21 protein-coding genes are annotated in these 22,514 nt (G+C 55.0%); 2 read left to right on the top strand and 19 right to left on the bottom strand.

What is annotated here, in order from left to right; all coding sequences use genetic code 11:
- Position 1: 1 nt before the first annotated feature.
- Genes QBD29_RS07245 through QBD29_RS07220 form a run of 6 tightly spaced genes read right to left on the bottom strand, consistent with a single transcriptional unit; the run spans position 2 to position 7,465 of the window.
- Positions 2–1,021: an amidohydrolase family protein gene (locus QBD29_RS07245; protein WP_280100630.1), complete on the bottom strand. Its 1,020-nt coding sequence runs from the start codon at positions 1,019–1,021 to the stop codon at positions 2–4.
- Positions 1,018–1,893 (bottom strand): acyl-CoA thioesterase II, encoded by an 876-nt coding sequence (locus tag QBD29_RS07240; protein ID WP_280100629.1) that lies wholly within the window; start codon positions 1,891–1,893, stop codon positions 1,018–1,020. Before QBD29_RS07240 ends, QBD29_RS07245 begins: the two co-directional genes overlap by 4 nt.
- Positions 1,893–3,836 carry an acetoacetate--CoA ligase gene (locus QBD29_RS07235; RefSeq protein WP_280100628.1) on the bottom strand — a complete coding sequence of 648 codons (1,944 nt, stop codon included), beginning with the start codon at positions 3,834–3,836 and terminating at the stop codon, positions 1,893–1,895. The genes QBD29_RS07240 and QBD29_RS07235 overlap by 1 nt, the downstream gene beginning before the upstream one ends.
- Positions 3,836–5,065 carry a serine hydrolase domain-containing protein gene (locus tag QBD29_RS07230; RefSeq protein WP_280100627.1) on the bottom strand — a complete coding sequence of 410 codons (1,230 nt, stop codon included), beginning with the start codon at positions 5,063–5,065 and terminating at the stop codon, positions 3,836–3,838. The genes QBD29_RS07235 and QBD29_RS07230 overlap by 1 nt, the downstream gene beginning before the upstream one ends.
- Positions 5,066–5,081: 16 nt before the next feature.
- Positions 5,082–5,840, bottom strand: coding sequence for an enoyl-CoA hydratase/isomerase family protein (locus QBD29_RS07225; RefSeq protein ID WP_280100626.1), 759 nt, complete (start codon positions 5,838–5,840; stop codon positions 5,082–5,084).
- Positions 5,837–7,465 carry a long-chain-fatty-acid--CoA ligase gene (locus tag QBD29_RS07220; RefSeq protein WP_280100625.1) on the bottom strand — a complete coding sequence of 543 codons (1,629 nt, stop codon included), beginning with the start codon at positions 7,463–7,465 and terminating at the stop codon, positions 5,837–5,839. Before QBD29_RS07220 ends, QBD29_RS07225 begins: the two co-directional genes overlap by 4 nt.
- Positions 7,466–7,626: 161 nt before the next feature.
- Here QBD29_RS07220 and QBD29_RS07215 point away from each other — a divergent pair, with 161 nt between their 5' ends.
- Entirely contained in the window at positions 7,627–8,229 is a 603-nt protein-coding gene (locus tag QBD29_RS07215; RefSeq protein ID WP_280100624.1) for a 2-hydroxychromene-2-carboxylate isomerase, read from the top strand.
- A 141-nt stretch (positions 8,230–8,370) separates the two neighbouring features.
- On the opposite strand, the gene QBD29_RS07210 is transcribed toward QBD29_RS07215, so the two are convergent.
- The 5 genes from QBD29_RS07210 to QBD29_RS07190 all read right to left on the bottom strand — a co-directional run bounded on the left by QBD29_RS07210 (position 8,371) and on the right by QBD29_RS07190 (position 13,399).
- Positions 8,371–9,072: an ABC transporter ATP-binding protein gene (locus tag QBD29_RS07210; RefSeq protein WP_280100623.1), complete on the bottom strand. Its 702-nt coding sequence runs from the start codon at positions 9,070–9,072 to the stop codon at positions 8,371–8,373.
- The gene (locus QBD29_RS07205) at positions 9,072–9,833 is read right to left on the bottom strand and encodes an ABC transporter ATP-binding protein (protein ID WP_280100622.1); all 762 of its coding nucleotides are present in this window, start codon (positions 9,831–9,833) and stop codon (positions 9,072–9,074) included. The genes QBD29_RS07210 and QBD29_RS07205 overlap by 1 nt, the downstream gene beginning before the upstream one ends.
- Complete coding sequence (locus QBD29_RS07200) at positions 9,830–11,107, bottom strand: branched-chain amino acid ABC transporter permease (RefSeq protein ID WP_280100621.1); 1,278 nt, start codon at positions 11,105–11,107, stop codon at positions 9,830–9,832. The genes QBD29_RS07205 and QBD29_RS07200 overlap by 4 nt, the downstream gene beginning before the upstream one ends.
- Entirely contained in the window at positions 11,104–12,066 is a 963-nt protein-coding gene (locus QBD29_RS07195) for a branched-chain amino acid ABC transporter permease (RefSeq protein WP_280100620.1), read from the bottom strand. Before QBD29_RS07195 ends, QBD29_RS07200 begins: the two co-directional genes overlap by 4 nt.
- Positions 12,067–12,154: 88 nt before the next feature.
- Positions 12,155–13,399 carry a branched-chain amino acid ABC transporter substrate-binding protein gene (locus tag QBD29_RS07190; RefSeq protein WP_280100619.1) on the bottom strand — a complete coding sequence of 415 codons (1,245 nt, stop codon included), beginning with the start codon at positions 13,397–13,399 and terminating at the stop codon, positions 12,155–12,157.
- Positions 13,400–13,628: 229 nt separating this feature from the next.
- On the opposite strand from QBD29_RS07190, the gene QBD29_RS07185 reads away from it, so the two are divergent.
- The gene (locus QBD29_RS07185; RefSeq protein ID WP_280100618.1) at positions 13,629–15,119 is read left to right on the top strand and encodes a class I adenylate-forming enzyme family protein; all 1,491 of its coding nucleotides are present in this window, start codon (positions 13,629–13,631) and stop codon (positions 15,117–15,119) included.
- Positions 15,120–15,170: 51 nt separating this feature from the next.
- On the opposite strand, the gene QBD29_RS07180 is transcribed toward QBD29_RS07185, so the two are convergent.
- From QBD29_RS07180 to QBD29_RS07145, 8 genes are all read right to left on the bottom strand, one after another.
- On the bottom strand, positions 15,171–15,572 hold the full coding sequence (locus QBD29_RS07180; protein ID WP_280100617.1) for a PaaI family thioesterase: 402 nt from the start codon (positions 15,570–15,572) through the stop codon (positions 15,171–15,173).
- Positions 15,569–16,363, bottom strand: a complete 795-nt coding sequence (locus QBD29_RS07175; RefSeq protein WP_280100616.1) for an IclR family transcriptional regulator — start codon at positions 16,361–16,363, stop codon at positions 15,569–15,571. The genes QBD29_RS07180 and QBD29_RS07175 overlap by 4 nt, the downstream gene beginning before the upstream one ends.
- Positions 16,364–16,367: 4 nt before the next feature.
- The gene (locus tag QBD29_RS07170; protein ID WP_280100615.1) at positions 16,368–17,399 is read right to left on the bottom strand and encodes a phosphotransferase family protein; all 1,032 of its coding nucleotides are present in this window, start codon (positions 17,397–17,399) and stop codon (positions 16,368–16,370) included.
- A gap of 9 nt (positions 17,400–17,408) precedes the next feature.
- The gene (locus QBD29_RS07165; RefSeq protein WP_280100614.1) at positions 17,409–18,062 is read right to left on the bottom strand and encodes a histidine phosphatase family protein; all 654 of its coding nucleotides are present in this window, start codon (positions 18,060–18,062) and stop codon (positions 17,409–17,411) included.
- On the bottom strand, positions 18,063–19,064 hold the full coding sequence (locus QBD29_RS07160; RefSeq protein WP_280100613.1) for a nitronate monooxygenase family protein: 1,002 nt from the start codon (positions 19,062–19,064) through the stop codon (positions 18,063–18,065).
- Positions 19,065–19,151: 87 nt separating this feature from the next.
- Positions 19,152–20,348, bottom strand: coding sequence for an acetyl-CoA C-acyltransferase (locus QBD29_RS07155; protein ID WP_280100612.1), 1,197 nt, complete (start codon positions 20,346–20,348; stop codon positions 19,152–19,154).
- Positions 20,349–20,359: 11 nt separating this feature from the next.
- A complete protein-coding gene (locus QBD29_RS07150) occupies positions 20,360–21,283 on the bottom strand; it encodes an SDR family NAD(P)-dependent oxidoreductase (RefSeq protein WP_280100611.1) in 924 nt (307 codons plus the stop codon).
- A 104-nt stretch (positions 21,284–21,387) separates the two neighbouring features.
- Complete coding sequence (locus QBD29_RS07145; protein WP_280100610.1) at positions 21,388–22,512, bottom strand: acyl-CoA dehydrogenase family protein; 1,125 nt, start codon at positions 22,510–22,512, stop codon at positions 21,388–21,390.
- Positions 22,513–22,514 lie beyond the last annotated feature (2 nt).

Raw genomic sequence — 22,514 nt, 5'->3', positions numbered from 1 at the left:
CCTAGGACGGCAGGCCGTAAACCCTTCGGGACGTGCCTGAAAACATCATCATTTGATCTTGCGGCGGGTAATCCGCCGCAATTTTTTTGAGCCCATTCCACAGCACGCCATAGCTGATCGACGCACGATCCACAGGAAAGTTGCTTTCGAACATGCAGCGATCCGCGCCAAAACACGCGATCATGTGGTGATACCAAGGGGCTTGTGCTTCTACAAATTCTTCCGACCCGATAGGCCGATCCCATTCATGCCAGCCATAGCCATTGTCGGGCATCGCCATTCCCCCCAGTTTGGCCACCACATTTGGGCAGTCTGCAAGCGCTGCCACATCATCTTTCCAAGCGGCGAAAATCTCGTCCCGCTTACCCTCAAACTGCCCAACACCAAGCGGCGTTCCAAAATGATCGAGCACAAGTGTTGTTTCTGGCACCGCTTTTGCCAGTGCGATGAAGTCTTTGTTTTGATGGTGGTAATGCCATGTGTCATAGGTCAGGCCACGTTCCCCCAACAGGCGCAATCCACGGCGAAAGTCAGGATCGTGTGCAAGGCCGCCAACCCCACGGGATTGAATTTTAAACGCCGAAGGATCATCATCCCAGGCCAGCGCGTGGCGAATACCTTTGAACAGCGCACCGCCCACGGCCGCATGAGCATCCAAGACCTCGGATAGGTTTTCACGCCGCAAATCTGCATGGGCCACAATACCCGCGATCTGTGCTTTTTCTGGGCTTCGCGCCGCCAGTGCCGCCTGCCCCGCAACATAGGCGGTTTCGCCAACAGGTGCGAAACCCTCTTCCACGTCTTTGTAATAAAACGATCCGCATTCGATGAACACGGTTTGCACAACTTTATGGCCTGCCCCCGTGTCAGACCATAGCCCGTTCACTTCGTACGCTGTGCCATCACGGTTCCATAAATGATGATGCGGATCGACAATTTCCATGTCAGGCGCGATGGGCTCTTCTATTGTTAACGCCAACCAATCATCGCGACTGGCGGCCTCTGCGATCCAAGATTTCATGATTTTTTGTCTTTGTTGATAGGCCGAACGAGCCCTTCTTGCGCAACGCTCGCCACCAATTCACCACTTTGCGTGTAAATCGTACCACGATTAAATCCTCGCGCACCGCCTGTGAACGGGCTGTCCATAGAATACAAATGCCAGTCGTCAAAGTTCACGGGTTTATGGAACCACATGGCGTGATCGAGGCTGGCTGTCATCACCTGCCCTTTAAAAAAAGATGCGCCGTGGGGTCGCAAAGACGAACCGAGTAGGTTCATGTCAGATGCGTAAGCGAGCAAGCAATGCTGCATCTTTGCATCCGCTCCACCTGCCCCTGGTACGCGGAACCATAAATTGTTTTCATCGCTGGCTTTTACGGGGTTGAACCAATCTTGCGGAGCCACTTCGCGGATTTCGATGGGGCGCTTGCGCAAGAAATCTTTGCGGTATTTTTCGGGAATGCGATCTTTGTTTTCCTCGCGTTGTTCGGCGCGGGATTGCAGGCCATCTGGGCCTTTCACATCTGGCATCGTGTGTTGATGACCCCAGCCGTCTTCATCCACGTGAAACGATGCAGACATGTTGAGGATTTGCTTCCCGTGCTGCACGGCCACCACGCGGCGGGTGGTGAAACTGCCCCCATCACGGGCGCGGTCCACTTGGTAAATAACTGGAATGGACGGATCACCAGCCCGAATGAAATAGGCATGGAGCGAATGGCACAAACGCGCGTCTACGGTTTTATACGCGGCCGCCAGCGCCTGCGCGATCACCTGCCCCCCAAAAATGCGAACGGTGGTTTCCCCGCCCCCGCCAATGCCACGAAACAGGTCTACTTCTAGCTGTTCAATTTCAAGGATATTGAGCAGTTCTGCCAATTCGTCGGACATCAGGTTTGTCTTTCTGCCGCATAGGCGATGAAGGTGTCGAAACTGTCTGGGTTGGCCATGCTGTCGCGATTAACCACTTTGGCAGGATCCCCCCCTAGAAGAAGTTTTTTCACAGGCACCTCAAGCTTTTTCCCCGACAAAGTGCGTGGAATTTCAGCCACTTGGATAATTTCATTCGGTTGAAACCGCGCTGAAACATCTCTTTTGATGGCCGCGTTGATCTGCGCTTTTAGCGTGTCATCCAACCTATGACCATCGCGCAAAACCACAAACAAGGGCATAAAACTGTCACGGCCCAGAAACTCCAGATCAATCACCAGACTGTCGAGAACAACGTCCAGTCCCTCCACCGCCTGATAAATTTCACTGGAGCCGAGCCGCAGGCCTTTGCGGTTGATCGTGGCATCGGATCGCCCATAAATCACCGACCCGCCCTCAGAGGTAATTTCGATCCAATCTCCATGCCGCCACACATTTGGATAGGTATCAAAATAGCTGTCATGCAGCCGTGATCCGTCCGTATCCCCCCAGAAAAACAAGGGCATGGACGGCAAAGGTTCGGTGCAAACCAATTCGCCGACCTCACCAATCACCTCATTTCCGTCCACATCAAAGGCCCGCACGGCATTACCCAAGGCACGGGCTTGCATTTCGCCTTTGCGCACGGGCAACATGGGATTGCCGCACACGAATGCGCCTGCAAAATCGGTTCCCCCAGAAATTGGCGCAAGCCAGATGTCGGGCTTTACCGCGCTGTAAATCCAATCATAGGCATCTTCGCTTAATGGCGATCCCGTCGAGCCAAGCGAATGCAGCGCTGACAGATCGCAATCCTTCGCCGGTGTGATACCCTCTTTGCCGCAACTGGCGAAAAACGCCGCCCCTGCACCAAAATAATTCAGCCGTTCCTTGGACGCAAAATCCCACACAGCGGACCAATCTGGGTGGTTGGGCGCTCCGTCGAACATACACACGGTCATGCCCTGCGCCAACGCTGCAAGTTGCACATTCCACATGATCCAGCCCGATGATGTGAGCCAGCAAAAGCGTTCGCCCGCCTTTAGGTCTTGGTGCAATGATTGTTTTGCGGCCTCTAATAAAACGCCGCCGTGGCCGTGAACAATCGGTTTTGGATTGCCTGTTGTCCCCGAAGAATAAACCACCCAAAGAGGATGACTGAATGGCACTTGTAACGGGGTAAGCGGAACATCCCTGTGCAGCAACTCAGCCCAAGTTATTCCAGCTTTCGCCGAAATCTCGATGTGATGGGTTACGGTCGGCAGGCTGTCAGCGACCACTTTGATCACGTCCGAGCGATCGACGGTTTTCCCCCCATGAACATAGCTGTCTTGGGTGATAAGCACTTTTGGTTCGATCTGCGAAAACCGATCCACGATGGCCGTGTGCCCCATATCAGGCGCGCAAAGCGACCAAATCGCCCCAAGGCTCGCCGTGGCCAAACAGGCGATTATGGACGCGGGCGTGTTGGGCAAAACCGCCACCACCCGATCCCCTTTTTCAACACCCATATCCGTTAAGTGGCTGGCGACACTGGAAATTTGTTGGTGCAATGCACCCCAAGTCAATTCGCTGCGCCCGAAAGTTTCAGATTGCGAAATCAGCGCGATGTCTTGCGGATGGGCAACTGCGTACCGCGAAATGGCATCAATGTAGTTTAACGCAGCGCCATCAAACCAGTCCGCCCCTGGCATCACCCGTTTCTTTAAAACCGATGTGTAAGGTTTCGACATTGGAATATCGAAAAACTGGCAAATGGTTTCCCAAAACGCCTCTATCTCGGTGACACTCCAGTCCCACAGTGCAGGATAATCCGCGAAAGTCAGGTCGCGGTTTTGCGCCAACCAATCAATGTAAGCTGCCATGCGCGATTGTGCTGCGCGTTCGGCCGAAGGTTGCCACACAATGGGGCGCGCCTGCCCCATCAGACCAATGCTCCATGCACCAGCGCCTTGAGCTGCGGACGGGCGGGATAGCTGCTGCTGGGGGAAAGTTGAGTGAAAAACACCACTGACATGTCGAGCACGGGATCAATCCAGAAAAAGGTCGATGCCATACCACCCCAGCTGAAATCTCCGATACTTGCAGGGCAGCCAACACGGCCGGGATTGCGCACGACTGACCCACCCAAACCAAAGCCCATGCCTTCCATCGGTTGTTCGGCAAAACTGCTTGGCCCCATGTCAGCAATGTCGCCGGGCAGATGGTTTTTACGCATAAAATCAACGGTTAATGGCGATAACAGACGTTGTTGATCCAACATGCCACCTTGGCGGATCATTTCGCAAAACCGCATGTAATCGTCGATGGTGCCCACCAATCCACCACCCCCTGAAAAGGTTTCCGTGTTGGCAAAGGGTGTTTTGGCCGCGCTGTCCACAAGCCGCAGGGTTTCACCACCCGATTTGGCAGAATTCAGCGCCATCGCGTTGCCTTCAAGCGGGGTGTAAAGACTCGCAAAACGATCCAGCTTGTCAGACGCAATGGAAAACGCGGTGTCATTCATATCAAGGGGATCGAAAATATGGTCTTGGAAAAACAGATCGAGCGGCTGGCCGCTGACCACTTCGACCACGCGGCCTAGCACATCCGTGGATACGGAATATTCCCAGCGGGTACCTGGCTGAAACGCCAGCGGCAGGCTCGCCAGTTCGCGCACCACATCGGCGAGCGGACCTTGTTGACCTTTGAAAATAAGGTCTTTTTCTTCCATCGCTTTGGGCAAGACACCTGGATTAAACGGATAACTCAGCCCGCTGGTGTGGGTCAAAAGCTGTTGAATTGTGGGGCAAGGCGCGGGTTCGGTTTGATCGATTGCCGTGGCTCCGTCAATCAACGCGTGGCACTGCGCAAATTCGGGCACAAAATCCGAAAGCGGCGCATCAATATGGAACAAACCGCGTTCCACCAGCATCATGATCGCAACGGATGTAATCGGTTTGGTCATGGAATAAATACGCGCCACGGTATCACGTTCAAACGGCAGGCTATTTTCGACATCGCGCAAACCTGTTGCGTTGAAATATGCCTCTTGCCCATTTCGGTTGATCAACACGGATGACCCCGCAAACTTTCGATCTGCCACGTAGCTGTCCATCCATGTGGCAATACGATTCAAACGGTTCGTGTCAAAGGTAAGCGTGCGTTGAGTCATCAGATTACTTTCCGTTTTAGGCTGGGCCAACCATGGCCTGCATGGCAGGTTTGGTTTCATCGGAAAACCATCCACCTTCGGGCGTGTTTGCGCCGTTTTTCATTGCCGTTTCAATGGCCTGCACCGTATCACGACGCAGCTGTGATTTTGCCACGGCGTAGGTTTTGGGGGGCAAGGCCGCGTATTTTTCTGCAGCTTTCAACGCCGTTTCCATCAATGCGTCTGGTTCTACCACAGCATCGAGAATGCCTGCCGCTAAAGCCTGTTCCGCGTTGTAAGGTTCCCCGTTCAACAGCAGTTTGCGCAGGTCATTGGGATGCAGCTCTGCTTTGGCAATCGCTTCGGGCCCAGCGGGGAGTGTCGCGCCGACGCGCACTTCGGCCAATCCGACACTGGCGCGGGTGTCACCGATGCGATAATCGCTGCCCAGAACAAAGAAAAAACCACCTGCAATCGCCGCACCGTTTACCGCGCAAATGGTGGGTTTTGGCAATGCGTAAAGTTTGGCAAAACTTTGGTTGAGACCACGCACTATGTCCCATTCATCTGCCTGACTGAACCCTTGCGCTGCCTTTAAATCAAGCCCACCAGACAGCACCTTTTGCCCGCTGGCAAGGATGACGGCCCGCACGTCTGGATCATTGGCGATCTGGTCGTAAGCATCTGACAAACCGTCCAAAAATGAAGGCGTGAGCGCGTTCACCGGCGCGCGATGCAGCATTATTCGGGCGATACCACCGCCAAGGTTTTCGAGTGTGAAATCTGCACGGCTCATCCCATTAAGGTCCCATCATTGTGGCGCTGGCGCAACGTGAGTTTTGACACTTTGCCCGTCGCCGTAAGGGGCAAATCATCCACAAACACGACCTCATCTGGCACCTGCCATTTTGCTAGGTTCTGAGACAGCAAGTCCAATATGGGTTCGGCATCCCGCTGCGCGCCCTCGGTGGGGACAACGATCAGCAAGGGGCGTTCGTCCCATTTTTTGTCGGGGATGGCGATAACGGCGCAATTGGCCACGTTTTCATGGGCCATGGCCATGTTTTCAACGTCGATGGAGCTGATCCATTCACCCCCTGATTTAATCAGGTCCTTGGCGCGGTCGGTGATGGTCAGCATGCCGTTCGGTTCTATTTTGGCCACGTCGCCTGTGCCAAACCAACCCTCTGCGTCAACGGAGGATTTGCTGGCCTCTTCGTTCTTGAAATAGCCTGACACGATGGCGTTGCCACGCACGAATAATTCGCCTTGGGCCACCCCATCGTGGGGCATGCGATTGCCGTCTTCATCGACAATTTTCAGGTCCACGCCGAACACGCGGCGGCCCTGTTTTGCCTTAAGATCAATGCGGTCTTGAAGGGGCAGTTTTTCCTGTTCAAGATTCAAAACGCCCACGGTTCCGATGGGGCTCATTTCGGTCATACCCCATGCGTGGCATACGGAAACATCCATGTTTTCAAAGGCTTCAATCATAGGCCGTGGTGCGGCAGAACCACCGATGATGACCTCGCCAAAGGCGCTTGGCTTACCGCCTTTTGCCTTAATTTCGCCGAGCAGACCCATCCAAACGGTTGGCACGCCCCATGCGGAAAAGACCTGCTCGTCTTCCATCAACTTATGCACGCTTGGGCCATCAAGGGCAGCCCCCGGAAAAATAAGGGAGGCACCTGATAGCGGTGCGGCGTAGGGTAGGCCCCATGCGTTGACGTGGAATAGTGGGACAACAGGCAGGATGCGTTTGCCCGGCCGCAGGCAGGTTTGCAGAGAAATGACGCCCATCATGGCGTGCAAAACAGTGGAGCGGTGGGAGTATAATGCCCCCTTTGGATTGCCCGTAGTGCCAGAGGTGTAGCACAAACCACAGGCGGTGTTTTCATCGAACTCGGGCCAATCGAAATCGGAGGTTTCTGCATCCATCAGGTCTTCGTAGCAGAGCAGATTGGGGATATCGGTTTCAGGCATGTGCGCCCGGTCTGTCATTGCCACATAAATCAAGTCTTTGGGCAATTGTGCCTGTAACGCATTGAGAATAGGGATAAAAGTCAAATCAACGAAGATGACTTTGTCTTCGGCATGGTTCACGATGTAGATCATTTGTTCCGCAGATAGACGCGGGTTAATCGTGTGGCACACCGCACCGATCCCCGCAATGCCGTAGTACAATTCCAGATGGCGATAGCCGTTCCACGCCAATGTCGCGACGCGATCCCCGTGATCAACGCCAAGTTTTTTCAGCACATTTGCGAGCTGACGCGTGCGTTTTTCAATATCGCGGTACGTGGTGCGGTGGATGCCGCCTTCGACTGTGACAGAGACGACTTCGCTGTCGCCATGAACCTCTGCCGCGAAAGTTAGAATTTCGTTCACCCGAAGCGGGCGATTCATCATGAGGCCTTGCATAGCATCTCTCCGTTAAAATTTGGTTTAGTTTACGCAAATTTTTGGGGAAGTAAGCAGGTTTCTTTGGCTTTTTGGACCATTGTCCAAGTAACGCTGCGGAGTGTTTGACAGAGCGACAATCGGGTTTTTAGGGTTGGGTAAATTTGGCGAAAGGAAACCCCGTGAAGACCTTTGATTTCATCTATGATTTTGCCAGTCCGAATGTGTATTTGGTTCATAAGATCATGGATCAGATTGAGGCGCGCAGCGGGGCCAAAGCGGCCTATGTGCCTGTTTTGCTTGGTGGAATTTTTCGGATAACGAAAAATACGCCACCATTGGTTCAATTTGAGGGGGTTCAAGGCAAGATAGAATATCAGCGCCGTGTGATGGCGCGGTTTATTGAAAAATACGATATTCCGTTTCAGTTCAATCCCCATTTCCCTGTGATGACAACACCTGTGATGCGTGGTGCTATATTTGCGCAGGATAAACCCTATTTCATGCAGTATGTGGATCTGTGTTTTGACGCGGTTTGGCAGCATGGTTTGAACATGGGCGATCTGGAAGTCATTGAAAAGACGTTGGAAAACGCAGGCCTACCAGCTGCGGAGATTATGACGGGCATCCAATCACCAGAGGCAAAGGACGCCCTGTTTGCCACCACGCAAGCGGCAGTGGATAGAGGGGCCTTTGGGGCGCCGATGATGTTTTACAAAGACGAACCGTTTTTTGGCAAAGACTGTTTGGATGAGATGATTGAGTGGATCGTTAACCACGGTTAATGGCGAAGCGTTACCAAGGCGTAAACGGAAAAGCAAACCACCCAGAAACAGGGGTCCCCTAGGTATGGGTAACGTGTTGCCAATCTGGACTGAAAAATTTTAACGAAGAGGTTAACGGCCACGAAGGCCGTTAACTGGTTATTATACTTCGAGCCATTCTTTGCGCACGTCGTCGCGATCTTTGAGCTCTTGTGGCGTACCTTCGAACACTACTTGGCCGTGGCCCATCACATACACGCGGTCGGCGATGTCCATAGCGATGGAGAGTTTTTGTTCCACCAGAAGGGTCGCAACTTTGCGTTTGGCAATTTCTTGCAACAGTTCGGCCACGCGTTGAGTCATTTGGGGTGACAGACCTTCGGTGGGCTCATCAATCATGATGAATTCCGGATCACCGATCAAAGTTCGACACATGGTCAGCATTTGCTGTTCCCCGCCAGAGAGAACGGATGCTTCGACATCGGCGCGTTCTTTGAGGTTGGAAAACATGTCGAACATGTTTTGCATGGACCAGCGGCCATCTTCGTCCTTTTGCCCTGGCTTGAGGCCGAGGATCAGGTTTTGGCGCGTTGTGAGCCCTGGAAAGATATCGCGGTTTTCGGGGACGTAGCCCAATCCGATGTTGGCGATTTCAAAGGCTTTTTTGCCTGCAAGTTCTTGCCCTTTGAACATGACCGAGCCTTGTGGGGGCACTTCGCCCATGATGGCCTTACAGGTTGTGGAGCGCCCTACCCCGTTGCGGCCCAAAAGAGCGACGATTTCGCCTTCTTGAACGTTGAGGTTTACACCCTGAAGGATGTGGGACTTGCCGTAGTAGGCGTGGAGGTCTTTGACTTCTAACATTAGTGTTCTTCCTCCAGAGCGGCGCCAAGGTAGGCTTCTTGGACTTTTTGATCGGCGCGGACGGCTTCGGGTGTGCCCGTGGCGATGATTTCCCCATAGACCAGAACCGAGATGCGATCCGCGAGGCCAAAGACCACGCCCATGTCGTGTTCTACAACGATCAGGGTTTTGTCTTCGGTGACTTTTTGGATCAGGTCCACGATGTAATCGGTTTCGGTGTTGGACATGCCCGCTGTTGGTTCGTCGAGCATAATCACATCGGCCCCACCTGCGATGGTGATGCCGATTTCAAGCGCCCGTTGTTCAGCATAGGACAAGACCCCCGCTGGTAGATCGCGGCGGTTGGTGAGGTTGATTTGTTCTAAGATTTCCTCGGCGCCTTCGTTGAGGGCGCGGTTGCGCGAGACCATATTCCAGAAGGAATATTTGAATCCCATGGACCACAAGAGCGAGCAACGAACGTTTTCAAACACGGTCATGTTTGGAAAGATGTTGGTGATCTGGAAAGATCGAGACAGGCCAAGGCGGTTGATCTGAAACGGTTGCAGCCCTGCGAGGTCCGTGCCGTGCAAACGCACGTGGCCCGATGTTTGTGGGAAGCGGCCCGTGATCAGGTTGAACATGGTGGATTTCCCCGCCCCATTCGGCCCGATGATCGCGTGGCGTTCGCCTTTTTCGACCTTTAGGTTCAGCCCGCGAATAATTTCGGCAGAGCCAAAAGATTTGCGCAGATCGTCCAGTTCAAGAGCAGGTGTCGTCATGACGGCTCTCCATCAATTGTATTGGCTTGGTTCCATGCTTCTTTGAGCACAGGTGCTTGGTGGCGGGCGATTAAGATACCGCCTGCCGCGATGGCACCAAAGATGAGCCACGCCCAGATGTGGTGGGTGTCGATGGGGGTCCAGAACAGGGTCATTTCAGTTTCGCCTGTCGGCGCTTCACGGGTGTGGAAGATCATTTCGATCAAACCGCACAGGCCAAGGACGCCAATGATGGCTGGCAAAACGCAGGTGAGGTATGGCCTGATCAGCAGGTTCAGCTTGCCAAGTGACATGGCCACACCGTGCGCCATGATGATGCCCGCAAGGCCCCCTGGAAAGAACATCACCATGCCAACGAAGATCACGCCGACATAAAGTTCCCAAAGGTGGGTTTGCAGCCCCAGCACGGTTTGCAGCAGGATAAACACAACTGCGCCGATAATTGGCCCCCAGAAAAAGCCGACACCGCCCAAGAACACGATCAACAAGATTGTGCCTGAGGCCGTAACGTTGAGGTCAGTTTCAGTAGCAATTTCAAACAGGATCGCCGAGAGGCCGCCCGCGATACCGCAGAAAAAGCCAGAGGCGGAGAAGGACACAAAGCGCACCCAACGGGCGGAGTAGCCCAAGAACTGTGCCCGTTCTGGATTGTCGCGTACTGCGTTGGCCATACGGCCCACAGGTGTGCGAGAGAACAAGTACATCAGTGCCGCAGAGACAAAGAGCCAGAAAGCGATGAGGTAGAAGACTTCGAGTTGGCTGATGAATTCAAAGCCGAAGAACGGCAAGCCTTCGTCGCGGTAGCCAGAGATGCCTTCTTCACCGCCAAAGAATACAACGATGATTAGCACACAGGCCGCCATCAGTTCACCAATGCCAAGCGAGATCATGGCAAAGACCGTGCCTGCGGATCGGGTGGAGAAACTGCCGATGATCATGGCGATGCCAAGGCCGAACAGACCGCCGATCAGCGGCAGCACGGGCAGTGGAATTGAGCCAAAGAAGCTGGAGTTCATCACGTGTAGGCAGAGGAATGCGCCCATGCCTGTATACACCGCATGTCCAAAGGAGAGCATACCGCCCTGCCCCAAGAGCATGTTATACGCGAGCGCGAAGACCACCATGATCGACATTTGTGACATGATTGTCAGCTGGCTGCGCCCGCCGAGCAGCATGGGCAGGACCAGAAGAACGATTGCACCAATGATCCATGGCACCAGCGTGCCAAAAGTGATTGCGCCGTACGTGCGGGTGTTTGTGCTTGCAGTGCTCATGATTCACGCTTTCCGAGCAGACCTTGTGGGCGGAACACGAGGATCAGCACCATCAAGAGGTAAGGAAGGATCGGGCCGATTTGCGGCAATGTCAGGGTCCATAGATCTTGGAACATGCTGTCGGACATCACTTCGGGTTTGGTGAGGCCAATGCCTTCGAGAATGTCGGACATCTTGATGTTGTAGCTGGCCGCGAATGTGGTCATCCAGCCGATCAGAAGCGATGCGACGAGGGCGCCCCAGAGCGAGCCGAGGCCACCTACAACGATTGTCACGAACACGATAGAGCCAAGGGTGAAGGCCATGCCAGGGAATGTGCCAAGGGCGGGACCAGCAATAACACCAGCGACCCCTGCAAGCGCCGTCCCTACCCCAAAGACGCCCATGAAGACGAAGGGCACGTTATGGCCCAAGGCTTCGACTGTTTTAGGATAGCTGAGTGCGGCCTGAATGATCATACCGATGCGGGTTTTAGTGAGGATGTAGAGAAGGCCGCCAAAGATAGTCAGAGAGATAAAGATCATGAACACTTTGTAGGCTTTGATAGCATTGTCCCCCACGGAGAACAAAGCGAAATCAAGGTAGGTTGGCTCGAAATATGGGATTTGGTTTTGACCCCAGAACAGTTTCACCACCTCTTGGATCAGCAGCGCGAGGCCGAAGGTGAAGATCAATTCTGGCACGTGGCCGTATTGGTGGACGCGGCGCAGGCCGTAGCGTTCAATCGCGGCCCCTGCGACACCAACGATAATCGGTGCAACGATCAAGCCACCGATAAAGCCAATGCCGAGAACCGTGGAAATCTGATACCCGAAATAAGCGCCCAGCATATAAAAGCTGGCGTGGGCGAAGTTGAGAACGCCCATCATTGAGAAGATCAGCGTCAAGCCGCTTGAGAGCATGAAGAGCAAAAGGCCAAAGACCAGCCCATCAATTAGATTCACAAGTATCAGGTCCATGCCAATACCCCTCGGTAGAACGTGTCAATTTATCAAAGATGAGGACGTCCCGCCGCAGACGCACCGCGGCGGGATAGAAATGAGCCGCTTATGGGCGTTTCATTTTACAAGTTGTCGGGCTGTCCATTGCAGCCATTTCAACTGTTGTTGTGTCCAACAAGCCATATTCAGAGTTATCGAGCGGGTGACGAATGTTTTCATTCGTGTGCGCACCGATGTGAACGTTTTGAATGGCTTGGTGATCGTCTGGGCGCATGAAGACTTTGCCGCCCCAGATGCTGTCATGCTCCATACCTTCGAGCGCGTAGGCAACAGGAACAACATCATCCGCAGTGCCTGCGATTTCGATTGCTTTTGCCAACATTTCAACAGCGTTTGCGATACGCGCCTGTGAAATGTCGTGGTCTGGGTATTTTGCTTCGAAAGCGTCAACATAGGCAGATGCACGATCAGACGGTGCAGGGTTAAGTTGGCCTTCGTGTACGAGGTTCAAGTGGCCTTTGCCGTCTTCACCAAATGTACGCGTGATCCCGTTTGATGCGGCGTAGTAGGTGTAAATCTGGCCTTCAAAACCTGCTTCGATGATGGCTTTACCAAGGCCAACCATATCGGAGCCCCAGTTCCCTGTGATAACGGAATCCGCACCAGAGGCCACAATCTTACGTGCGTAAGGTGTGAAGTCTTTTACTTTGCCGATTGGGTGAAGTTCGTTGCCAACGATTTCAACGTCTGGACGTTTCTTGGCAATGTCGCGCTCTGCAGCGGCGGCAACCGCCTTACCAAATGAGTAGTCTTGGCCGATCAGATAAACCTTTTTCAGGTCGTCGCGCGCCGCCATGACATCTGTCAAAGCGTCCATTTTAATGTCTGCGTTTGCATCAAAGCGGAAGTGCCAGAAGTTACATTTGTCGTTTGTCAGAACCGGATCAACCGCAGAATAGTTCAGGAACAGAACGCGGTCATCAGGGTTACGGCGGTTGTGTTTGTTAACCGCATCTGTGATCGCCGCTGCGATACCAGAGGAGTTGCCCTGCGCGATGTAGCGGATGCCTTGGTCGATGGCGACCTGCACTTGGATCAGGGATTCTTTACCGGACATTTTGTTGTCGAATGTGACGACTTCAAATTTTTTGCCGCCCAGAACACCACCTTTTTTGTTCACGAGTTCTTCAGCAGCGAATTCCCATTCAGCTGCGCCGTTTGTCCCTGTTGTTGCAAACGGACCTGACAGTGGGTCAACGAAAGCAATCTTAATCGTTTCAGCAAAAGCAACAGACGCGGAGAGCGTGGCTGCGAGTGTGACGGCAATGCCGAGCTTGGTCTTTTTGATCATTAGTATTCCTCCCAGAATGTGAACTAAACCACAGCAGTCGCGGTTTAAGCATGGGAAAAGACTTGCATATTGAGGGTATAAGTCAAGGGTGCGGCGTTTTGTGACGTAGGGTCATAATTCCGCGCTATGCCCCGATCTGGCGGTTTGCCTAAATTTGCACCCTTTCGCAGTGCGGAATTTTGTTTCACAGTTTTGCATATCAATATGACGCCGAGACAAAGGGATTAGCATGGACAGATTGCATCAGATTTTGGATGGCAAACCCAGTGACGCCCTTGCGTTGATTGACCATGACGGTACGCGCGTGAGTTATGGCGACCTGCGCCTGGAGGTGTCCGCGCTGGCCGCGATTTTAAAAAATCACGGTGTGCGCGGCGGGGATCGCGTGGTGCTGGTTTCAGAAAATTCCGTGCTGTTTGCGGCCATGGTTTTTGCGGCCAGTGCGTTGAATGCGTGGCTGATCCTTGTGAATGCACGCCAATCTGCAGATGAAATAGCGGCAATCGAGGCCCATGCAACACCGCGCTGTGTGGTGTTTACGCATGATGTATCCGCCCCCGCACGGGATCACGCAGCGCGGATGGAGGCAACAAAGATCGGGGCGCTGGCCAGTGGTGCGGTTTGGGCCACCAAGGTGCGCGATGTGGACGTGGAACCCGTAGATGCGGATGACAATCAAGTGGCGGTGTTGCTGTACACCACTGGCACGACAAGCGCGCCCAAGGGTGTGATGCTGACCCATAAGAACCTGTTGTTTTGTTCCGGGTATTCGGCGCAATTCAACCGTTTGGTTCCAGAGGATCGTGTGGTTGGCGTATTACCCGGCACGCATATTTACGCGCTGAGTTCTGTGTTTCTGCCCGCCATGACGGCAGGTGCATCGCTGGAGTTTGTGCCACGCTTTGACGTGCCAAAGGTGCTGTCGATGTTGCGCGGGGGTGCCACGCGGTTCCCTGCTGTGCCTCAGATGTTTGCGGCGATTATGCAGCATTTGGACGAAGCGGGTGAGGATTTGAACGCACCTAGTTTGGTGAATTTGGTGACGGGGGGTGCGCCGCTCGACCCTGGGCTTAAAGCGCGGGTGGAAAAGGTGTTTGGGCTGCCGCTGAACAATGGGTATGGGATGACTGAAACTTCCCCGTCGATTTCCAGCACGCACAATGATCATCCACGCGAGGATGTGGGGGTTGGCGTGCCTTATGACTGGATTGATGTGCGGATATGGGAACCAAACAAAGACGGGGTTGGCGAAATCCAAGTGCGCGGCGACAATGTGATGCGCGGGTATTATCGTGCGCCAGACAAAACCGCCGAAGTGATGACGAAGGATGGTTTTTTCCGCACGGGCGACCTTGGGCGGTTTGATGAAGGCGGTGGGTTGCATGTGGTGGGGCGCAGCAAGGAGCTGATTATTCGGTCTGGGTTCAATGTGTATCCGCCTGAAATAGAAGCGATGCTGTCAAAGCACCCGAACGTGTATCAAGTGGCGGTGATTGGACGGCAGGTGCCCGGCAACGAAGAAATACTGGCATTTGTGAAGGTGACGGGCGATGTGGGGGAAGACGCGCTGAAGGCGTGGCTGAAGGATAGGTTGGTGGCGTATAAAGTGCCAAGCCATGTGTTTGTGGTGGACGCCTATCCTGCGGCGGCAACGGGTAAGATTTTGAAGCATAAACTATTAGGGCATTTCGCGGATTTGATTGCGGAGCGGGATAGCTAGGTCTTGGGGCGCTGCCCCAAACCCCGGGATATTTTTGCTCGAAAGAAGCAATTAGCTTCTGTAACGAAAGGTCCCCGTTCCTTTCGCAATCAACTCGCCTGTGTCATCAGTGATGTCCCCTTCGGCAAAGAATGTTTTGCGCCCGCCGCCTGTTTTTCTGCCTGTGGCGATCAAAAGCGTGCCTTTGGGGCGGGATAGGTATTGCACGGTGAGCGACAGGGTCATGGCCAGTTGTGGAGTTTCGCGATCCCCTGTGTAGCAGCCTGCGAACCCCATGCAGGTGTCAAGCAAAGTGGCGTGGATGCCCCCATGCGGGATGCCATAGCGGTTACCATGTTTGGTGGCCAGTTGCAGGTGCAGTTTGGCGTGGTCTTGTTCCCATTCCACAATATCAAACCCGATTAGTTTTTGATATTCATAAGGGTCTTCGAGCAGGTCTTTGGTGTCGGTCATGGTTGTAAACTGAGCGTTTTGGCCGCCGCGATCAAGCGCGGGGCATAGACCGTTTCAAGCTGTTTCTGTTTTACGTTGATGGCGGGGCCGCCCGCGTTGATGGCAAAGACGCGCCCATCGAGGGTTTTGATCGGCACGGCGATGCCATGAACGTCTTTGCGCCAATCCCCAAAGGAGGAGCAGTATCCTTTTTGAGCATATTCTGCTTTGGCGCTGGCATAGCTGGCTTTTTGCGCGGCAAAGCTGTCGGGCAGAAGTTTGGCGCCGTAGTCAAAGGCGGTTTCTAGGTCCGCGTCGGACATGGCCACCAAATTGGCGCGGCCAATGGCAGAAAAGAACAGCGGCAAGCGTGCGCCGATTGTAATGGCGAGCGAGATGTCTTCGCGGGAGCGTTCTACGGCGATATAGACCGCGTCTGTCATATGGGCCTGAGCCACGGCAGCGGTGATGTAACTGTTAGGGCCGTCGCGTAACTCTAACAAAATGTCTTTGGCGCGGTCCGCGATTTCCATGCCTGCGATGACACCAAATCCGAGTGTGAGGACACCAGAGGACAAGCGATAGTTGCCTGTGGCCTCGTCACACGTAAGGTAATCGAGTTTGCACAGTGTATGAAGCAGGCGCGATACAGTGGGTTTTGGCAGGCCCGTGCGCGCGGCGATTTCAGAATTGCTGAGCAGCGCTTCATGTGGGCGAAAACAGCGCAACACATCGAGGCCACGGGCCAGAGCCGTGACAAAATTGCGATCCTTGTCTTCTTCGATGTCTGGGACGAGATGAACGTTACCCATGCCCCTACCCTTTGTTCAGCGCTTGCAGGCCCGCGTTGGCAAAGACAGGCACGTATTGGCCCATCTGGATGCCGCGTTCGGGATTGGAGGCGTTGCCGTCGAGGGCGCGTTTTAGCACGCCTTGGATAATGCCCGTCATGCGGAAAAAGTTGAAGGCGAGGTAGAAGCCGAAGTTGTCAATCGGTCCGATGCCGCGCCGTTCACAATAGGCGGCGATGAACTCTGCGTCGGTTGGCACGCCGATTTCATGGCGGTCGATGCCTGCGAAGCCACGGCCCTCTTTGTTGGCGGGCATTTGCCATTGCATGATGACAGCAGCGAGATCGGCGTAGGGGTGACCTGTGGTGGAAAGTTCCCAATCGAGCACCGCAAGGCATTTCGGGCCGTCATGTTCGAACATCATGTTGTCGATGCGATAATCGCCGTGTACGAGAGTGCGCTGGCCATCGTCTGCGGGCATTTGTTCGACAAGGCGTTCCATGAGTTCGTTCATCGCAGGGACGTCTACGGTTTCAGACGCGCGGTATTGTTTGGTCCAGCGACCGATTTGGCGTTCGTAGTAATTGCCAGGTGCGCCGTAGTCGGACAGCCCCACATCGTCGATGTTCACGTCATGCAGTGCGGCAAGGACGCGGTTCATTTCGTCAATGACGGCACCGCGGCGGGTGTTGTCCACATCGGGCATGGTGGGCAGCGTGTGGTTGCGCCCGTCAATGGCGTCCATGACGTAGAACATGGAGCCGATCACATCGTCGTCTTCGCACAGGTGGTGCATTTTCGCGACGGGGACGTCGGTGCCTGCGAGTGCAGATTGCACGCGAAACTCGCGGTCTACGGCGTGGGCGGATTTCAGGAGAACGCCTGGGGGTTTGCGGCGCAGGACGTAGTTTTTGGCAGGGGTGCGCAACAAAAAGGTGGGGTTGGATTGGCCGACTTGGAATTTTTCGACCTCGATGGGGCCAGAAAACCCTTCGATTTTGTCCGAGAGGTAGGCGGCCACGCGCGGGGCATCTAGGGTTTGGGTATCGTCGGTCATTTTAGTCCCCTAACTGTAGGTGAGCTTATCCGCGTGTTCTGGCACATCCAGATGCGGGGTGGCGTTGAATTCGTGTAAGAACCGTTTGGGGCCTGAAACAATGAACTTTGTTAGGCCCGTGTTTTTTATCTGCAAATTCAAGGTCATCATCATTTTGGCAGGGCCGCCCACGGTATTTGCAGTGATTTGGCCAATCACGCCGCCTGAGGAGACGACGAGTATTTTCTCAGCGCCTTCGCGGGTGGCTTTGGTCAGGGCAGATTCGATACGGGTGGTGAAATCAAGCCAGCTCTCGTTTGCGTTTGGCAGGCCGCCTGCCTGCCATTCAAAGACGGTTTCGCGCAAGGAGCGAAAGTGGGTTTTGCGATCCCCAAGGATGAGGTCGGGCACGTTGCCATCATAACGGGCGTGAAGCAGATCGTGGAAATCGTATTCGTTAAAGCCTGCGTCCACCTCGATTTCGCCGTCCGTGTAGCCCATGCCTTCCAGCGTTTCGCGGTGGCGGACTTGGCCACCGATGACCACGCGGTCAGGGGTCCAACCGCGTGTTTTGAGGGCCTCGCCCACCAGTTGGGATTGCACATGGCCGAGGTCAGAGAGTTTGTCATAGTTGGCAGCCCCAAAAGAGGCTTGGCCGTGGCGTATGACAAGGAGTTCAGCCACTTATGCAGAGAGTTTCGCCAAGGCGGCGTGGTATTCGGAGGCGATACGATCCACGAGCGCGCCAGCGGGTTCAACAGATTTGACCGCGCCGATGCCTTGCCCTGCGCCCCAGATTTCTTTCCATGCTTTGGGTTTTGAAGAGCCTGAGGAAAAGTTCATGGATGAACTGTCAGCGCTTGGTAGATTGTCGGGGTCCATGCCCGCAGCCTCAATCGACGGGCGAAGGTAGTTGCCTGAAACACCTGTGAACAGGCTGGAGGTGACAATATCGGAAGCGGAGCCGTCAACGATGGCGTCTTTGTACCCCTCAACTGCGTTTGCTTCCTTGGTCGCGATGAAAGGGGAGCCGATGTAGCCCATGTCTGCGCCCATGGCTTGCGCGGCGAGCACCGCTTTGCCCGTGGCGATGGAGCCTGACAGCAACAGTGGGCCGTCAAACCATTCGCGGATTTCTTGGATGAGGGCGAAGGGGGATTGTGGGCCAGCGTGGCCCCCTGCCCCTGCGGCCACAGCGATGAGGCCGTCTGCGCCCTTTTCAATCGCCTTTTTGGCGAAGAAATTGTTGATGATGTCGTGCAGGACGATGCCGCCGCAGGAATGGGCGGCTTCGTTGACTTCGACCCGTGCGCCAAGGGATGTGATCCAGACGGGGACTTCATGTTTTACACAGATTTCAATATCCCGTTCCAGCCGACCGTTGGAGCGGTGAACGATTTGGTTCACGGCATAGGGTGCAGCGGGGGTGTCCGGGTTGGCTTGGTTGTGAGCGTCCAGTTCTTCTTTGATCTGGGTGAGCCATGTGTCAAGCAGTGGGTGTTCGCCTTCACCTTCGCGGGCGTTGAGCGCGGGGAAAGAGCCGATGATGCCTGCCTTGCACTGCGCGATTACAAGTGCGGGGACCGAGATGATGAACAAGGGGGAGCCGACGGCAGGGATGCGCAGGCCTTGGAGGGCTTTGGGCAGGTGGGCGTCGGGGTGTGTGGCGTTCCATGGGCGGGTCATTTTGGCGTCTTTCTTCAGGAGTGAAAGGCGGGGTGAACCCCGCCCTACGGTTTTGGGTAGGGCGGGGTTCACCCCGCCAATTAACCCTTAAAGGACTTCAAACAAACCAGCAGCGCCCATGCCGCCGCCGACACACATGGTGCAAACGACGTATTTGGCGTTGCGGCGTTTGCCTTCGATCAGGGCGTGGCCGACCATGCGGGCCCCTGACATGCCGTAGGGGTGGCCGATGGAAATTGCGCCGCCGTTCACATTCATCAGCTCGTTCGGGATGCCGATGGTGCGGGCGGAATGCAACACCTGAACGGCGAAGGCTTCGTTGAATTCCCAGAGGTCGATATCATCCACAGTCAACCCATGCGCCTTGAGCAGTTTTGGCACGGCGTAGATTGGACCGATGCCCATTTCATCAGGCTTCAAGCCAGCGGCCATCATGCCAACGTAGCGGCCAAGCGGCTGCAAGCCCTTTTTCTCGGCGACTTTGGCTTCCATCACGACAGATGCAGATGCGCCGTCAGACAGTTGGGACGCGTTGCCAGCGGTGATGAACTTGCCTTCTTTGATGACGAGGCCGTCTTTGAACACAGGCTGCAATCCTGCGAGGGATTCTGCTGTGGTGCCTGGGCGGTTGCCTTCGTCTTTTTCAAGAGTGACTTCGTGTTCTGTGACTTCTTTGGTTTCTTTGTTCATCACCTTCATAACAGAGGTCATGGGCACGATTTCATCGTCGAACGCGCCTGCCTGTTGGGCCAGATGCGTGCGCTCTTGGGATTGAGCGGCGTAGGCGTCTTGGTCTTCGCGGGTGACGCCGTAGCGGGCGGCCACGGTTTCGGCGGTTTCGAGCATGGACATGTACATGTCGGGCTGGTTTTCTTTCATCCACGGGTCGCCCTCAACAAACATTTTGGGGCCTTGCACGGTGGACACGGATTCAACACCGCCGCCCACAACGATATCCATGTTGTCGGTGATCACTTGCTTGGCCGCCGTGGCGATGGCCATCATGCCAGAGGCACACTGACGATCGAGCGACATGCCCGGAACCGTGACGCCGAGGCCTGCGCGGATGGCGGCTTGGCGGGCGACGTTGGTGCCTGTGGAGCCTTGCTGGATCGCGGCACCCATAATGAGATCGTCCACTTCAGCCCCTTCGATACCTGCGCGTTTTACGGCGTGTTCAACCGCGTGGCCCGCGAGTTGTTGGCCAGGTGTGGCGTTGAAAGCGCCGCGGTAGGCTTTGCCGATTGGGGTCCGAGCGGTTGAAACGATGACTGCGTCACGCATGATGTATTCCTTTACTTTTCGAGTTTGACGCCAGCCAATTGGGCAGCGTTTTTGGCGTATTTACCTGTTTGTTCAAAGGCTTGGGTGAGGATTTCTTGGCCGTCCGGATCAGTGATTTGATCCCATTGGGCGGCCACGTTTTCGGGGGTAATGTCGTCGCCTGCAAGGGTGATGCCCTTGGTCTCATAGACGCGGGTTTGCGCGAAAGAGCCGCCGCCTGCGCCCATGATCACCCGCGATGGGGCGTTTTCGGACACGAGGTAAAGAACGCCTGGTGTGATGGTGGCAGGGTCGAGGAGTTCGCCCACTTCGGGCGAAAACAGCTCTTCGGTCATGCGGGTTGTGGCGGTGGGGGCGAGGACGTTGACGCGGATGTTGTCGCGCGCGCCTTCCAGATGCAGCACGTTCATCAAGCCCATCATGGCGGCTTTGGCCGCGCCATAGTTGGATTGGCCGAAGTTGCCGTAGAGACCCGAACTGGAGGCCGTTAGAACGATGCGGCCATAGCCTTGTTCGCGCATGATCGGCCAAACGGTGTGGGTCACAGTGGCCGTACCGATCAGGTGTACATCGACGACTTTTTTGAAGTCATCGAGGCTCATCTTGGCGAAGGTCTTGTCCCGTAGGATGCCTGCGTTGTTGATCAGGATGTCGATACGGCCCCATTTGTCCATGGTTTGTTGAACCATGTCTTTGACTTGGGATTCGTTCGAAACATCTGCGCCGTGCGCCATGGCTTCGCCACCCATGGCGATGATTTCAGCAACCACACTGTCAGCGGCGGAGGTGGATTGGCCCTGCCCGTCTTGGGCTGCACCCAGATCGTTGACAACGACCTTTGCGCCGCGCTTGGCGAGGCCCAGCGCATGTTCGCGACCAAGGCCGATGCCTGCACCTGTGACGATGGCGACTTGGTTGTTAAATTCGATGGTCATTCATGTGGTCCTTATCTGTGTCTTTTTGCCCGGCAAAGCCGGGCTGCGCCGACCTCCCCCATGGGAGGCGCATTCGCGCCACCCGAGGTTAGCGCTGCCCTTTGTTAATATCCTTTGGCCGTCGCAATCTTCTCCGCGTGATAGCCGTAATCACCCAACCATTCCTGTGCAACGCGGGCGCGTTTCATGAAAAAGCCCATGTCGAATGCGTCGGTCATGCCGATGCCGCCGTGCATTTGCACGCCTTCCACGACCGCGAGTTTCGCGGTTTGCGAGGCCCGTGCTTTGGCAAGGGACACGGCAAGTTCTGCGTTTTCTGGGTCTTCGTCGAGCATGCGGCCAGCGTTCAGGATGGTGGAGGCCGTGACTTCGATTTCGGACCACAGGTGTGCGGCGCGGTGTTGCAGCGCCTGAAATTGGCCGATGACGATGCCGAATTGTTTGCGTTCTTGCAGGTAGCCAACGGTCATGCCGAAGGCGCCAGAGGACAAGCCGATCATTTCAGCGGATAAGGCTGCCGCACCCGCGTTGAGCGCAGGTTTCAGCACGTCCATGGCGTTGTCGACGGAGCCGATGATGTCTTCGCCTGTGGCTTCGACTTTGTCGAAGTTGATAGCGGCGGAATCCCGTGCATCGATCATGTTTTGTGTGGTACGGGTGATGCCTGCGCGATCCGCTGGGATATCGAACAGGGTGAGCGCGTCGCCGTCGCCAGTGCGCGCAAGGACGAGCAAGCGGTCCGCGTTTGCACCGTCCACAACGAAGGTTTTATCGCCTGAGAGTTCAAACCCGTTGCCGACTTTTTTGGCTTCCATCATGGTGCAATCAGGCGAATGCTTTGGACCTTCGTCGATGGCAAGGCCGTAGGTGATTTCGCCTGCTGCGATTTGGTTTAATGCCTCGGCTGCGCGGGGATTGTCGGAGACTTGGCGCAGGGCGGTGGCGGCCATGACGGCGGTGGAAATGAAGGGACTAGACACAAGGGTTTTGCCCATTTCAGTGGCGAGCAAGTTGGCCGCTGTATGCCCCATGTCGATGCCGCCCTGATCTTCGGGGACCAGAACGCCTGTCCAGCCGAGATCAGCCATTTGTTTCCAAATTTCGGGGTTATAGGCTTTGCCTGCATCGCGCAGTTCGCGGAATTTTTCGACGGGCGATGCGCTGTCCAGAAAGCCGCGCGCGCTGTCCACTAGCATGGTTTCGTCTTCGGTGAGGGTTAAGTTTGCCATGA

This window comes from Amylibacter sp. IMCC11727 (assembly GCF_029854195.1).
Classification (GTDB): Bacteria; Pseudomonadota; Alphaproteobacteria; order Rhodobacterales; family Rhodobacteraceae; genus Amylibacter.
This window is presented reverse-complemented; position numbering and strand designations above follow the sequence as displayed.

Excerpts from the sequence above, each read along its gene's own strand:
- QBD29_RS07245 (WP_280100630.1), bottom strand. The coding sequence starts at position 1,021 with ATGAAATCTTGGATCGCAGAGGCCGCCAGTCGCGATGATTGGTTGGCG.
- QBD29_RS07240 (WP_280100629.1), bottom strand. The coding sequence starts at position 1,893 with ATGTCCGACGAATTGGCAGAACTGCTCAATATCCTTGAAATTGAACAG.
- QBD29_RS07235 (WP_280100628.1), bottom strand. The coding sequence starts at position 3,836 with ATGGGGCAGGCGCGCCCCATTGTGTGGCAACCTTCGGCCGAACGCGCA.
- QBD29_RS07230 (WP_280100627.1), bottom strand. The coding sequence starts at position 5,065 with ATGACTCAACGCACGCTTACCTTTGACACGAACCGTTTGAATCGTATT.
- QBD29_RS07225 (WP_280100626.1), bottom strand. The coding sequence starts at position 5,840 with ATGAGCCGTGCAGATTTCACACTCGAAAACCTTGGCGGTGGTATCGCC.
- QBD29_RS07220 (WP_280100625.1), bottom strand. The coding sequence starts at position 7,465 with ATGCAAGGCCTCATGATGAATCGCCCGCTTCGGGTGAACGAAATTCTA.
- QBD29_RS07210 (WP_280100623.1), bottom strand. The coding sequence starts at position 9,072 with ATGTTAGAAGTCAAAGACCTCCACGCCTACTACGGCAAGTCCCACATC.
- QBD29_RS07205 (WP_280100622.1), bottom strand. The coding sequence starts at position 9,833 with ATGACGACACCTGCTCTTGAACTGGACGATCTGCGCAAATCTTTTGGC.
- QBD29_RS07200 (WP_280100621.1), bottom strand. The coding sequence starts at position 11,107 with ATGAGCACTGCAAGCACAAACACCCGCACGTACGGCGCAATCACTTTT.
- QBD29_RS07195 (WP_280100620.1), bottom strand. The coding sequence starts at position 12,066 with ATGGACCTGATACTTGTGAATCTAATTGATGGGCTGGTCTTTGGCCTT.
- QBD29_RS07190 (WP_280100619.1), bottom strand. The coding sequence starts at position 13,399 with ATGATCAAAAAGACCAAGCTCGGCATTGCCGTCACACTCGCAGCCACG.
- QBD29_RS07185 (WP_280100618.1), top strand. The coding sequence starts at position 13,629 with ATGGACAGATTGCATCAGATTTTGGATGGCAAACCCAGTGACGCCCTT.
- QBD29_RS07180 (WP_280100617.1), bottom strand. The coding sequence starts at position 15,572 with ATGACCGACACCAAAGACCTGCTCGAAGACCCTTATGAATATCAAAAA.
- QBD29_RS07175 (WP_280100616.1), bottom strand. The coding sequence starts at position 16,363 with ATGGGTAACGTTCATCTCGTCCCAGACATCGAAGAAGACAAGGATCGC.
- QBD29_RS07170 (WP_280100615.1), bottom strand. The coding sequence starts at position 17,399 with ATGACCGACGATACCCAAACCCTAGATGCCCCGCGCGTGGCCGCCTAC.
- QBD29_RS07160 (WP_280100613.1), bottom strand. The coding sequence starts at position 19,064 with ATGACCCGCCCATGGAACGCCACACACCCCGACGCCCACCTGCCCAAA.
- QBD29_RS07155 (WP_280100612.1), bottom strand. The coding sequence starts at position 20,348 with ATGCGTGACGCAGTCATCGTTTCAACCGCTCGGACCCCAATCGGCAAA.
- QBD29_RS07150 (WP_280100611.1), bottom strand. The coding sequence starts at position 21,283 with ATGACCATCGAATTTAACAACCAAGTCGCCATCGTCACAGGTGCAGGC.
- QBD29_RS07145 (WP_280100610.1), bottom strand. The coding sequence starts at position 22,512 with ATGGCAAACTTAACCCTCACCGAAGACGAAACCATGCTAGTGGACAGC.